At 42.8% G+C, this 12,854-nt stretch carries 14 protein-coding genes and 1 pseudogene; 6 read left to right on the top strand and 9 right to left on the bottom strand.

Annotation, left to right across the window (positions count from 1 at the left end; all coding sequences use genetic code 11):
* Positions 1 to 44 precede the first annotated feature (44 nt).
* From V7K84_RS10235 to V7K84_RS10215, 5 genes are all read right to left on the bottom strand, one after another.
* Complete coding sequence (locus V7K84_RS10235) at positions 45 to 1,031, bottom strand: RNA polymerase sigma factor, RpoD/SigA family (RefSeq protein WP_334837799.1); 987 nt, start codon at positions 1,029 to 1,031, stop codon at positions 45 to 47.
* Between the two features lie 20 nt (positions 1,032 to 1,051).
* Positions 1,052 to 1,960, bottom strand: coding sequence for a hypothetical protein (locus V7K84_RS10230; protein WP_334837798.1), 909 nt, complete (start codon positions 1,958 to 1,960; stop codon positions 1,052 to 1,054).
* A gap of 26 nt (positions 1,961 to 1,986) precedes the next feature.
* Positions 1,987 to 2,127: a hypothetical protein gene (locus V7K84_RS10225; RefSeq protein WP_334837796.1), complete on the bottom strand. Its 141-nt coding sequence runs from the start codon at positions 2,125 to 2,127 to the stop codon at positions 1,987 to 1,989.
* Positions 2,128 to 2,140: 13 nt separating this feature from the next.
* Positions 2,141 to 3,421 (bottom strand): S41 family peptidase, encoded by a 1,281-nt coding sequence (locus tag V7K84_RS10220; protein WP_334837794.1) that lies wholly within the window; start codon positions 3,419 to 3,421, stop codon positions 2,141 to 2,143.
* Positions 3,422 to 3,526: 105 nt separating this feature from the next.
* Positions 3,527 to 3,910: a hypothetical protein gene (locus V7K84_RS10215; RefSeq protein ID WP_334837793.1), complete on the bottom strand. Its 384-nt coding sequence runs from the start codon at positions 3,908 to 3,910 to the stop codon at positions 3,527 to 3,529.
* A gap of 548 nt (positions 3,911 to 4,458) precedes the next feature.
* Between V7K84_RS10215 and V7K84_RS10210 the strand changes: the two genes are divergently transcribed.
* Both V7K84_RS10210 and V7K84_RS10205 read left to right on the top strand, forming a co-directional pair.
* Complete coding sequence (locus tag V7K84_RS10210) at positions 4,459 to 5,679, top strand: sensor histidine kinase (protein ID WP_334837791.1); 1,221 nt, start codon at positions 4,459 to 4,461, stop codon at positions 5,677 to 5,679.
* 3 nt (positions 5,680 to 5,682) lie between these two features.
* Positions 5,683 to 6,330, top strand: coding sequence for a response regulator transcription factor (locus V7K84_RS10205; protein ID WP_334837790.1), 648 nt, complete (start codon positions 5,683 to 5,685; stop codon positions 6,328 to 6,330).
* 30 nt (positions 6,331 to 6,360) lie between these two features.
* Here V7K84_RS10205 and V7K84_RS10200 read toward each other — a convergent pair whose 3' ends face one another.
* On the bottom strand, positions 6,361 to 6,516 hold the full coding sequence (locus V7K84_RS10200; protein ID WP_334837789.1) for a hypothetical protein: 156 nt from the start codon (positions 6,514 to 6,516) through the stop codon (positions 6,361 to 6,363).
* A 237-nt stretch (positions 6,517 to 6,753) separates the two neighbouring features.
* Between V7K84_RS10200 and V7K84_RS10195 the strand changes: the two genes are divergently transcribed.
* Positions 6,754 to 7,137: a hypothetical protein gene (locus tag V7K84_RS10195; protein WP_334837787.1), complete on the top strand. Its 384-nt coding sequence runs from the start codon at positions 6,754 to 6,756 to the stop codon at positions 7,135 to 7,137.
* Positions 7,138 to 7,235: 98 nt separating this feature from the next.
* Here the strand turns inward: V7K84_RS10195 and V7K84_RS10190 are convergent, their stop codons facing one another.
* Positions 7,236 to 7,499 (bottom strand): hypothetical protein, encoded by a 264-nt coding sequence (locus V7K84_RS10190; protein WP_334837785.1) that lies wholly within the window; start codon positions 7,497 to 7,499, stop codon positions 7,236 to 7,238.
* A 145-nt stretch (positions 7,500 to 7,644) separates the two neighbouring features.
* Between V7K84_RS10190 and V7K84_RS10185 the strand changes: the two genes are divergently transcribed.
* Complete coding sequence (locus V7K84_RS10185) at positions 7,645 to 10,194, top strand: cyclic nucleotide-binding domain-containing protein (RefSeq protein ID WP_334837783.1); 2,550 nt, start codon at positions 7,645 to 7,647, stop codon at positions 10,192 to 10,194.
* Between the two features lie 141 nt (positions 10,195 to 10,335).
* The gene (locus V7K84_RS10180; RefSeq protein WP_099103867.1) at positions 10,336 to 10,674 is read left to right on the top strand and encodes a hypothetical protein; all 339 of its coding nucleotides are present in this window, start codon (positions 10,336 to 10,338) and stop codon (positions 10,672 to 10,674) included.
* Between the two features lie 166 nt (positions 10,675 to 10,840).
* Here V7K84_RS10180 and V7K84_RS10175 read toward each other — a convergent pair.
* Together V7K84_RS10175 and V7K84_RS10170 are read right to left on the bottom strand one after the other, a co-directional pair.
* A pseudogene (locus V7K84_RS10175) lies at positions 10,841 to 11,144 on the bottom strand (DUF4351 domain-containing protein); the annotation flags it as partial.
* 30 nt (positions 11,145 to 11,174) lie between these two features.
* Positions 11,175 to 12,026: an Rpn family recombination-promoting nuclease/putative transposase gene (locus tag V7K84_RS10170; RefSeq protein ID WP_334837782.1), complete on the bottom strand. Its 852-nt coding sequence runs from the start codon at positions 12,024 to 12,026 to the stop codon at positions 11,175 to 11,177.
* A 311-nt stretch (positions 12,027 to 12,337) separates the two neighbouring features.
* Here V7K84_RS10170 and V7K84_RS10165 point away from each other — a divergent pair.
* The coding region (locus tag V7K84_RS10165; RefSeq protein WP_334837780.1) for a HEAT repeat domain-containing protein at positions 12,338 to 12,854 on the top strand (517 nt) is incomplete at its 3' end.

Raw genomic sequence — 12,854 nt, 5'->3', positions numbered from 1 at the left:
TTTAAAACATCTTATAATTTTAATGAATAGTTTTTTGACTGCATTTATTTATTACTTCTTAACTGCCGATATAGAATGTGGAGAGCTTGTTTTTCTATCTGTCTAACTCGTTCCCGACTAATACCCATGCGCTGACCAATCTGTTCTAGAGAAAGTTCATTTCCATCTGTTAAACCAAAGTGTAAATTTAAGATTTCTTGTTGTTGTCTAGATAAACTTGACAATAATTCTTCAAGTTCCTGATTGAGAGATTGCTCAGTGGTATAGCCATTCTCCGAATATCTGTAATCTTCTATTAAATCTTCTAACTTTACATCTTTCTCTGAGCCAACTCGAATATCGAGAGAGATAGTTTGACGAGCTAAAGTTAGATATTCCCGAATCTGACTAGGCTCCAAAGAAAGTGCATGAGCAATTTCCGTAGTGGTAGGAACGCGACCCAGTTTTTGAGATAACTCTCGCTGAACGCGCTTAATTTTGTTTAACTTCTCATTGATGTGAATCGGTAATCTAATTGCGCGTCCTTGTTGAGCGATCGCTCTGGTAATTCCTTGACGAATCCACCAGTAAACGTAGGTTGAAAATCTGTATCCTAAAGCCGGATTGAATTTTTCAATCCCTCTTTCCAAACCCAAAGTACCTTCTTGAATTAAGTCCATCAGTTCTAAATTCCGTCTCTGATATTGCTTGGCAATTGACACCACGAGCCGGAGATTAGACGCCATCATTTTCTGCTTGGCTTTTTTCCCTTGATTTAGCTTTTGAAGTAGTTCCTGTTCGCTTAACTGCATCTGGTCAGCCCATTCTGACAATGTGGGGCTACGATTTAATTCAACAGTCAGTTTTTCGGATTCAGCAAGTATTTTCATCATCTGCTGAACTTGTTGGGCAAAAAAAATTTCTTGCTCCTGCGTTAATAGAGGTATCCGCCCAATTTCTTGAAGATAAGCACGTACTGTATCAGTTGTAAATTGAGATGCTTTGCTTGTGTGAATAGCTTTAGTATCTAGAAATGATGTTAAGTTACTCATATTGAGTTAGCCTCTACCTATTAACTGGGGTATTTTTTATTGGGGAAAAAGTGCAGATAGTGACTCGATGAACCATAAAGGCTTTTATAAAAAAACCAGGTATCAAGTACTAGTTCCAAAAGAGCAATCAATACCCAAATTGCTAATGAAACAATTACAGGTAGGCTGAGATCGGGAAATTTCCTTTGCAAATCGATAATGCCAAATAACAGCAAAAATACAAGCGAAACTCCTAGAAGAAATGACAACTTGACAATTGCGAGAATGAAACGACTCATTTCTAGGATGCGATTGTAAAGTATAGAAAATCTTTCCAGGATTTCTTCCATATTATTGATCGCAAGTAAAATTTGTTGTTGATGCAGATGTGTAGCTAAGGAGTATTGTTGCTGTACTTGCGTCAATTCCTGTTCATGCTTGAAATTATCTAAAAGCTTGTCCCAAGGTAAAACCTGAGAGCTAGTTGACCAGATTGGGAAATCCTTTAAATGTAAGGGAACTAAATAGTTAATCAGTGCGATCAGAGTTCGATCAAAATTACTGAGTTCGGGGGGAAGAGACTGAGTTAGACGAATCAGTTGGTCAATCTGAATCTGAAGTGTATAGTAGTCCTCATATCTTCTTTGAGCGATCAACTGACTAGTAAAGGTGAGAAAAACAATTAACACACCCAATAACGCAGCTAGGGATTGGGATACAGCAGAAAAGAATTCAATCGCTACCTGTTTAGGTACTGTCAGCCAAGGGGCGTTTTCCCGCATAGCAAAAACCAAGGTGGCAACAAATACCAGCCCGACGATCGCTAGCTGATGGTGGGTAACAATAGCTATGATTGTCCGCACTAAAGGAGTGTTGCTGAGTTGAACTAAGATTTGCAAACCTGGGACTGGTTCACAAATTTGAAGTCGTTGGGCTTTGCGGGTTGACATGATAGAAAGATATGGTTCCTAGCTTGTTAAAGTAAGGCAAGAGGCAGATAGCGCAGCGTAAAGCCTTCTCTACCAGAGGCTTCTCTTTCAGAGACGCTAACGCGAACGCCAACGCTTAGAGCGAGTCCACGAGCGAGGTGGTCACTGAGCGTAGTCGAAGTGACCACCCCTCTGCCTGCTTCATTTCCCACGCTGTAAACTCACATGATTGCCCCCAGACTGAATTAATCTGCTCAGGTCAGCAATGGCGCTAGCATACTGAGGATCGGCTAATGTTCCCAAGGTTTGGTTTTGCACTAAGGTTTTCTGTTGTGTCTCGGTTAATGCCACGTTAATATCTGGGGCAATGCCGACATGATTGATATCTCGACCTTTCGGTGTATAGTATTTAGCGATCGTTAGTTTCAGCCCCGAACCATCCTCTAGTGGCTCTACGGCTTGAACTAAACCTTTACCGAAAGTGCGAGTTCCTACTAAGGTGGCGCGATTGTCGTCTTGCAGCGCTCCCGAAAGAATTTCGCTGGCGCTAGCAGATCCCTTATCAACCAGTATTACTAAGGGTTTATCGGTGAGAGGATGTCCCGATGCATCGTAGCTTTCTTTCACTTGGTCTCGATTTACCAAAGACACGATCGCTCCTTGCTTCAACCACATACTGGCAATTTGCAAACTCGCATCCAGCAGTCCACCCGGATCGGAACGCAAATCTAAAACGTAGCCCTGTACCTGTTGTTTTTCTAATGCTTCAATTGCCCGATGCATCTGGGCGGGCGCAGTTTGCGTAAACTCTGGCAAACGGATGTAACCAATCTTGCCTGCTGCTGTTGTTTGCGTGTTGTAAGTTACAGGATGGATCGCAATATTGGCGCGGGTAAGTTTGAAAGTTTCCGACTGGCTACCCCGTTGAATCGTGAGTACTACCTTAGTTCCGACGGGGCCGAGAATCCGCTTCACGGCATCGTCAATTTTCATCCCCTGAGTTTTTTGACCGTTAATTTGGACAATTACATCGTCCGGCAAAATACCCGCTTTAAAAGCAGGGGTTCCTTGAATTGGGGCGACAACGGTTAAGGCTTTAGTTTTTTCGTTCTGTGCCAGTTCCAGCCCTACGCCACTGAGGTTGCCAGAAATATCGTTATTTAGGGCTTTAAATTCTTGCGGATCGAAAAACTCGGTGTAGCGATCGCCTAATTTAGCTACCATTTCTGCAATCGCTCCATAAGCCTGTTTCTTGGAACTATAGGAACGGCTAATATACTGCTGGCGAATTGCTTGCCAATCTTGATGGTTAAAGCTGACATCAACATAGTTTTTATCTAGGATTTGCCACACCTCATCCACCAGTTTTTGAGAGCTAGGTTGTGGTTTACCGAGAGCTTTGGAAGTGTATAGACTAGTTCCTACAAAGATTGTGGCTATAACAGCCAGTTCTATCTTGACGAGCAATTTTTGTTTAAACATACTTTAATTATTGAAGAATAAATCCAGAATTCAGAATCTAATCAATGAAAGTCTGAATACCCCAGTAACAGATAATTACTCCTGAATTCTGTTTTGATAAAACTACTAGGAATTATCTTGAGATTTTCCTTTACGGTGGGGATAGGCAGTCTTAAAAATATCCTGAATTTTAGTCTTTTGTTCAGCAGTAAGATTTAGGCTCAACACTGCTTTACGCATTTTTTCGCCTTTTTGTAATTTCGTTGACAATTCCTTTACCTGATCTGGGGTCAGAACTGCCTCAACTTGCTTGCGAATTTCTTCACGCTTTTGAGCGCGTTCTGACGTATTCGATGCCGGAGAGTTCGTCGTAGAAGTATCAGATACCTTTGTGCCAGAATCATTACCTTGAGACACATCTGGAGATTTAGAACTGCTGCAACCTGTCATTCCTCCAATCAAGATAGTTGCAAGTAGCAGGGTTGGTAAAATTATCTGTTTTTTAATCATTTACTTCTCTGGTTTTTGTTGTGTGTAATAGAACTGTTCTGACTCAATTTCGGTTTATGACTGTTTAGAAGATGTTTGAAAAGTATTTCACTGTGACTTTAGACACTTTCAGATCCCCCCTAACCCCCCTTAAAAAGGGGGGAACCGGAATTAAAGCCCCCCTTTTTAAGGGGGGTTGGGGGGATCGATAATGTTTTGCTACCGACGAAAGGACTTTTAAAACATCCTCTTAGAAGATGTTAAAAAAGTTGCTGCTTTACTCACACCAGCTAATCTTAGAAGTTGGAATGAGTTTGCACATGAGCTAGAATTCCTAACCTCACCAGTAAAAAAGTACTCAAGTTATTGTGACTTTTTTCCTAATTTAGAAATAATTAATTAGTCAGAACGGCTCTATCGATAGTAGAGACAGATTCGTTATATAGAAAAGAGAGTTTCATCTCAACAGCGCCCATCTCTTAGCATCCTGTTTTCTTCACCTATTTACCTCTAAAATTGTGAAAATACCTATGGTTTTGTTAGAAAGGCCATTGATTTGGAACAGTTCTATGGTTAGCTTGACCTACCCATCTTTTCGTCTGTTGCTTTACCTAGAGTGGCTGTTATTAGCCACGGCAGCGTTCATGGAAGTGCTGCTGCCGTTTGATTTGTCTTGGTCGTTGCTGCTACGAGTTCTGGCGATCGCCATCTTCAGCTTGATGGGCTTGAGACTACCAATGGTAAAGCTGGAAAGAAAATTACTTTATACAGCTTTAGAATTAGGTTTAATTTGGCTACCAGCGACTCAACATAGCTTATCCCCTCGCTCCGTTTTGCTGCTGTGTCTGGTACTGGTGATGCGGAGTTGTCTGATATTTAAGCGATCGGGACAGTTGGTTGTCTTGGGTTTATCTCTGCTCTCTCATGCAACACTGCTTTTGTTAAGACCGATTGAACCTGAGAATTTTATGCGAGAGAAGCTGATCGCCATGTCCTGGGATTGGCGATTAAGTAATATATTATTGTTTAGCTTAACGTTAGTATTCGCTTTATTATTAATTAATGCCCTGCTTGCAGAACGCCAAAGTCGAGAGCAGTTAGAAATTGCCCATCAGCAATTAGAAATTACTAATCAACAGCTGTGCCAGTACGCGATACGGATTGAAGATCAGGCAACCTTGCAGGAACGCAACCGAATTGCCCGCGAAATTCATGATGGGTTGGGACACACTCTCGCCGCCCAAACTATTCAGATTAATAATACTCTGTTGTTTTGGCAATCAAATAATGACAAAGCATTGACATTTCTCAAACAGGCAAAAGAACTAGGGGCTGAAGCGCTGCTAGAAATTCGGCGATCGCTTTCTGTTTTGCGCTCAAATCCTTTGCAAGGGCAATCTCTCAAATCATCCATTGAAAAGCTGTTGATAGATTTTCAGCAAACCACAGGTATTGAACCATCCTGTAAAATCGATCTCCCGCACACTTTACCAACAGAAGTAAACACAGCTCTTTACCGCATTGTGCAAGAATCGCTGACAAATATTTGCAAACACGCCGAGGCGACGAGTGTCACCGTTAAACTTCTGGCTCACGCTGGGATGATTCATCTGTCAATCGAAGATAATGGAAAAGGTTTTAACCCCACTCAAAATACAACCGGGTTTGGATTACAAGGGATGCGAGAACGGTCGGTTGCACTGGGCGGCCAGTTAAATCTCCACAGTCAATTAGGAACAGGTTGCTGTATTTCTGTTTCTTTGCCACTCTCAAAGCTGTTGGTGTTTTAGCTTATGATTCGGATTTTATTAGTTGACGATCAGCATCTTATTCGCCAGGGACTTAAGAGTATGCTTGAGTCGAATGCAGAGATGCAGGTAATTGGTGAGGCGGAGAATGGGCAACGGGCACTCGAACAGATTGCCGCACTGCAACCCGATATTGTACTAATGGATATTCGGATGCCCGTAATGGATGGAGTCGCCACCACAAAAGCGATCGCTCAACAATATCCTGACATTAAAGTTCTCGTCCTCACCACCTTCGATGATGATGAGTATGTTTTCCAGGCAATGCGGCTGGGTGCAAAGGGCTATTTGCTCAAGGACACCGAACCAGATGAACTAATGTTGGCAATTCGATCCGTCTACAAGGGACAAACTCTACTCGGCCCGGGATTGTTTGAGAAAGCGCTCACGCCGATTGCCGCGCCTGCCCCGTCTGTGCAAACTCCTCCAGAATTGGCGCAACTCACAGCCAGAGAATTAGATGTATTGCGGTTAATTGCTCGTGGAGCTAATAACCGAGAAATTGCCGAATCGCTGTTTCTTTCAGAAAACACTGTTAAGAATTATGTTACCAATATTCTGAGTCGATTGAGTTTACGCGATCGCACTCAAGCCGCTTTGTTTGCCCATTCGTTATTTAGTGGACTTAAGTAGGTAGAGTCTACTTGGGCAAGCGATATATCGTTATCCAGCATTCACGGATTCTACAGGCACTAAACAGACAGACACCGAACAAAGCGCGTAGGCGTAGTCCGCCGCAGTCTCTAAGCCATGACTGAAGATTAGCTGTATCTCTGACTGCGTTAGAACTTTGGCGCGTCCGTGCCGATTTATTTTCATCGCTAGACTGTAGACCCTGCGATCCACAGCTTACAACGATTTGACATTTGATCGCGTGGAAACATTGTCTGTATTTGCGGATCAATTGTACTGCGACGGCAAAATGCTTGACTCTATCTACAATCCACGTTCATTTTCCGCAGTATGCATAAATTGATTTCATTACCCCGATATAAGAAGTAGAAGCAAGGCTTATGTCCTCGCTAATACAAAACCCCGACTTTATTAAGGTGATTTATGTCTGCTGTGATAACTGCCACACAATCAAAAATTTGTCAACGCGTAAGTTCTAGAATAGAGAAAGATGTTATGAATTTTTCAAAACGTTTCTCAACACCTTTAGTATTTTTCTTTTTGACATTTAGCGCATTACCTGCTTTAGCTGATAATTGTTCAGTAGCGGATCGACTCCCATTGCCACCATGTGTTCAAGCAGATTATGTTAATAATGGAGCTGTTCTAACTAATCGCTGTCCTTATACAGTTACTATAAAAGTTGATATAGCTAACGGTAGCGATCAACGGGTAAATGTTCCTAGCAACGGAGGAAGAAGAGTAGTCAGTACTACAGGAAGGTTTAATTTGAAATGCTGTCCCAAATATAACAAATGTAGGGGGTAGTAGTGGGATTTTGTAAAAAAGTGGACAAAGAGACAACGGGCGACCACCGGGTGTCACCGCCAATAGTTGTAAGCTAAAAGCAGCCTCTATCAATACTTTCAGCAATTTGACCCCGTAGCACCCCCGCGTAGCACGGGTTTTTTTTGGTGGTTGGATGCGATCGCAGGAAATAAACCAATTACGATTGGACAAGGATACAGTACGATAGCTTGGATTCCAGAAGATTCTGGAAGTTGGGCACTACCTTTGAGGCATGAGCGAATCACCAGTTGGGACAGTCCGATTGAGAAAGCAGTTGGACAACTGAAAAAAGTATGCGAGCTAATGCCTTCGAGACCGATTTCTGTTTGGTGATTATGCAAATCATAACTAATTACCCGGACATAATATTAGACAAGAAGTCTATTGCACATTATGTATTAATGCACAACCACTGAATATAGATATTTTGACATACCCTTTCAGGGATAATTCTTGTTATACAGCAGCCTACAGGGAGAACTAAATATGACATCTCCAGAAACGGTTACATGGCTACAAGAACGCACGAGTTTAGGAATTCTCTCACCTGAAGTATTAAATGCGATCGCTCAAGTAATTGAAGAACAAGTAGTGAGTGCCGAAACTGACTTAGTTAGTGAAGGCAATTCTCCAGAAGCCCTTTATATTCTTGTAGAAGGTCAACTCGAAAGCAATACCACCAATCAAAGCAACCCAGCTTTAGCTTGTGGATTCCTTCCCGGTGCAGTGATTGAACTCAAAGAATTGCTGTTGGATGAATCAACTCCATTCACAATTACGACAGTAACTGAATGTCACTTGTGGGTTGTACCTGCTGCTAAATTTCGGGAATTAGTCACTCAATACCCCGAAATTGCTCAGGCTTTTTCGCGTCAATTGGCTCAAGAATTAGCTCAGGTAACATCTGCACTTGGCTATGAACAAGAACGTTCTATTGCCTTGCGCCCATATTTAGTTACCAAAGCGCAACGGGGAATTGTCGGTACAAGTCGCTATGCTGTGCGGCTGCGGGAGCAAATTCGAGAAGCGGCTGCCGATCGCAAATCTGTGGATATTTTCGGAGAACCAGGGTTAGAAAAAGACAATATAGCAGCCCTGATCCACTTTGGTTCTCCCAAACGGCGAGAACCAATTATTAAAGTCAATTGTGGTATTCTCCAAACTAGCGGCGCAGATTTATTTGGTCGTGCTGGCGGCAAACCCGGACTGTTGGAATGGTTGGGGGAAGGTACTCTAGTTTTCAACAACATCCAAGAATTGCCCGAAGAATTATTACCTGCCGTGACGCAGTTGCTCAAAACTGCTACATATACACCCGTCAGTCGTTCTGGAGATCCAGTAGCCGAAGCTCGTCCCACTAAAGCCAGAATTCTGATTGTTTCAGAAAAAACTCAGCCGACAGTTGAACGTTCTGTTGGTCACATTATTAAAGTACCACCGCTACGGGTGCGAAAAGCTGATATTCAGACACAAGTCGAATATTATACCAGTCTTTACACTCGCTCTAGAGGCGTTTCTAAACCGCATATTACCCCAGAAGCTTTGCGTCGCCTCCAGTCTTATGATTTTCCTGGCAACCTCAAAGAATTGAAAAATCTGGTAGAAAGAGCGATCGTGCAAGCTGAGGGTGCGAATGAATTAACAGAAGAAATTTTCTGGCCAGCCGAAACTAAGAAAAAACGATTTCGGGTGAATCTGTTAAATGCCTATCCTTCTTTAAGGCGGTTTTTACGTAGTGACTGGTGGCCGGATCGGATTAATTATGGTTTTACTGCAACGGCTTTTGCGATCGTTGTGGCAATATTATTCATTGGGCCGCAAACGCGCGATCGCAATTTCGTCTTAAATCTATTTTGGGCTTGGTGGTGGCCTTTCTTCTTATTTCTCTTTCCCTTTTTGGGACGTATCTGGTGTTCTGTTTGTCCCTTCATGATTTATGGAGAAATCACCCAAAAGCTCTCTTTATGGCTGTGGCCTCGAAAACTCAAACGCTGGCCGAGAGAACAAGGTGAGAAATGGGGCGGATGGTTCCTCTTTGGTTTATTTACCCTAATTTTCTTATGGGAAGAACTCTGGCATTTAGAAAATACAGCCTACCTCAGCGCTTGTTTGTTGCTGTTAATTACTGCTGGGGCGATGATTTTCTCGGCTCTTTTTGAGCGGCGGTTTTGGTGTCGCTATCTCTGCCCCATCGGCGGAATGAATGGTTTATTTGCCAAACTCTCAATGACGGAACTCCGGGCACAGCAAGGGATATGTTCTGCCAGTTGCACCACGTATCAGTGTTATAAAGGCGGGCCGCAAAAAGGCGAAGGGCTAGAAACCAATGGATGTCCTTTATACTCACACCCAGCCCAACTAGAAGATAACCGAGATTGCGTACTGTGCATGACTTGCCTAAAAGCTTGTCCTCATCGTTCCGTTGAGTTCAACTTGCGTCCCCCTGGAATTGAACTGTGGACAACTCATGTACCCCGCACTTATGAAGTAGCATTATTGTTTTTGCTATTGGGTGGGATATATTTGCATCGCTTACCAGAGTTGCAATCTTGGTTAGGGCTGCAACTTGATTTAACTGATTTTTGGCAGCATTTGGGATTATCGCTGCTAGTGTTAATTATTCCAGCAGCTCTTACCTTGGGGGCTTATGGTTTAATCCAAGTGTTCAATTTTAACCGTAAGCCTCGCTCCTTTGTAGAACTTGCCTACGGCTACCTACCATTAGTGTTGGGAGGTAATTTGGCTCACTATCTACGTTTGGGCTTAGGCGAAGGCGGGCGGATTTTACCTGTTACCTTTGCGACTCTTGGTTTGAGTGGTGAACAATTGCCAATATTAGTTGCTCACCCCGCTGTGATTGCCTTTTTGCAAGGTACAACGATAATTTTCTCCGTGTTGATGACTATGTTATTAACGCAAAAAATTGCCAAGCAATCAGTGGGTACACCAAAGGGTTTAGCGAAACTATCGCTGCTTTGGCAACACCTCGCAGCGATCGCTTTGGGAGTTAGTATGTGGGCGATTATCGTATTTTAAGCTTTACATCTTCCACCAGGCGGTTTTTAATCGCCTGGGCTAGGTGCAAAATGTGATTTAAGAACATTCTTCCCTACGAACGTGATAGAAAATACTTGTATGATTTATGATTTTTGACTCCTAGTGTAAGGATTACAGATAATGCACGTTCTAAAAAGATCCATCAAACCTGCAACTTATATATCATTCCTCCACATTTACCAAACGACTTGGGGGACTGCTGGTGATATTTGTTTAATCCGTGAATCTGTAGCGAATGACAGTACAGCGAAGTTTATCGGGCACAAAATCGAACTAGCAATTCCCAGAGGGTTGGAGCGCGATCGCATCGCCAACTGTCCGATAATTAAAGTTGCAGGTAATGTCGGCGACGGACATCCCAAAGAACACCCCTTGGAATGGGAGGCTTATGAGGGTGTAAGTGAAGAAATAGCTTTAGCAGCTTTGAAACCTTGGGGATTCAAGTTAATTGAACTCTAATGTGGCAATCTGACAAGCTCAACTCGCTTTCGTCCTTCTGAAACTATTTTTCCCCCTAGTGCCATCAGACATTGGCTCAAATGGAAAAATTCATCTAATAGACATAGGAGTGAAATTAATTATGCGTTGCCCGAAATCCTTGGTAGGCATAATTCATAAATTGTATCTACGTCATTTTCACTCCTATGTCTAATGTACCAAACCAGGTTTCTAAATCCGCGTAGTTTACCGCCGTAGGCATCGCCTGAAAATCCAACAATGCTTCACCGAGATTTTCTAATTGTTCTAAAGAGAGAGTTTCAATCCGGTCGTAGCACCTCTTGGGGTAATTCTCCCACCCGTCGAGTAAGTTGACGGAGAATCAGCGCTCGTTCTCGTTGTTTGCCTTCACCGAGAATTTCTTGATAAATCACTGACTCGCGCATCATACCCTCCCGAAATAATTGTCGAATCAAATCTTGATTTTGACGAGCGACATAGAAACTAGATTTAATTAGTTGCTACTCAAATGTACTAAACCAGATTTCTAAATCCGCGATCGCCTGAAAATCCAATAATGCTTCACCGAGATTTTCTAATTGTTCTAAGGATAGAGTTTCAATCCGGTCTAGCATATCTTGAGGTAATTCTCCCACACGTCGAGTCAGCAGACGGAGAATCAGCAATTGCCCTTCTGCTTTTCGTCCTCTTAGTTCTCCTCGTTGTTCTCCTAGTTGTTCCCCTTCTCTTAGAATTTCTTGATAAATCACTGACTCGCGCATCATACCCTCCCGAAATAATTGTCGAATCAAGTCTTGATTGTATTTTAACCCCGCTAAGATTTGGGTATACGCGGAAATTTCTGGTCGTTGTCTTGGCTCAAGTTGACTAACTTTTCTCACAACTTGTTGCAACAATCCTTGAGGTTGCGTGGTTGCGGTCAGTGGTGCTAATGGTAACAAAGCTGGGTCATTGAGGAATAGTTCTGGATTTTCTTCCCATAAGCGAATCACGCGATATTCATGACGGGTAGTTTCGACACAGAAGACAGTTTCAATTACTGTTTCTGCTGCGGGGGGAAGCAATAATACGACAACTTGCGTTATTGGTAGACGATACAAACGATACAAGCGTACCCAATAATCTAGCATCCGCAGGGGTAGGGGTGGCGTAGATTCTAGTTTGGTTTGAAATTCCAGATGGAGAATGCGTCCTTCTAGCTGTAAAAATGTGACATAATCAGCGCGAATTGGTTCGATGCTCAATTCGGTTTTGAGGACTGTGACGGAAGTTTGCGGTGTTCCTAATACCCAACTGGCAAAAGTAGCAGGATGTTTTTCGGACAGGAGTTTGCAAAGGTTATCAAAAGACATTTGCGATCGCTAACAATTGAACGAGGTATTGTTATTATCTCGTGCAGTGGTTTGAGTAGGCGATGTCTACGACGGGCTATGACGCTCGCACCATCGCTCAAGGAAGCTCATTATACTCTGAGCGTATCTTTTTAAATTCCTGTAATAATTACATTAATATTCCATTTCTGGCTAGGTTGAGTTATCAGACGGTAAAAAGATAACTGTAGCGGTTCCTGATTTACTAGTAAAAAACCTAACTCCCTTCTCTTTCCCTACCAAGGAAAGGGCAGAAACAGCCTTTATTACTAAAGAAATTACGAATTATACTAATGCATCTGCACATAATTAAAAAGCGATCGTCGCCCTTTTTCCTTTTTCCCTTTACCCTGCTGTTGATTCTCTTCCTCGCCCTGCCTTGGGTAAGCGCGAAAGAACAGCCGAAGCCTACACCGCAAGCGTGGCAGATTAACGGTATCGTAGCTGCCTTTGATGATGGATATGACGGAGTAAAGAAACTCGCTTTTGAAAAATTCAATGAATATGATCTAAAAAATTTAAAATCGGTGGTTCAGAAACCAGAGGATATTGCTCAGAAAGTTTTCAAAATCCTCAAGGATAAAACCGTTGACTCCTCTGTTCGTTACTATGCAGCATCGGCATTGGGAAATCTGGGGGAGGCAGCCAAACCCTACGTCAAAGACATCCTCGACTTCCTCAAGGATAAATCCGTTGACTCCTCTGTTCGTTCCGGTGCAGCATCGGCATTGGGAAATCTGGGGGAGGCAGCCAAACCCTACGTCAAAGACATCGCTGACATCCTCAAGGATAAATCCGTTGACTCCTCTG

Source organism: Nostoc sp., assembly GCF_036917315.1.
Taxonomy (GTDB): domain Bacteria; phylum Cyanobacteriota; class Cyanobacteriia; order Cyanobacteriales; family Nostocaceae; genus Nostoc.
Note: the sequence above shows the minus strand (reverse complement) of the source record. Positions and strands in the feature narration are given on the sequence as shown.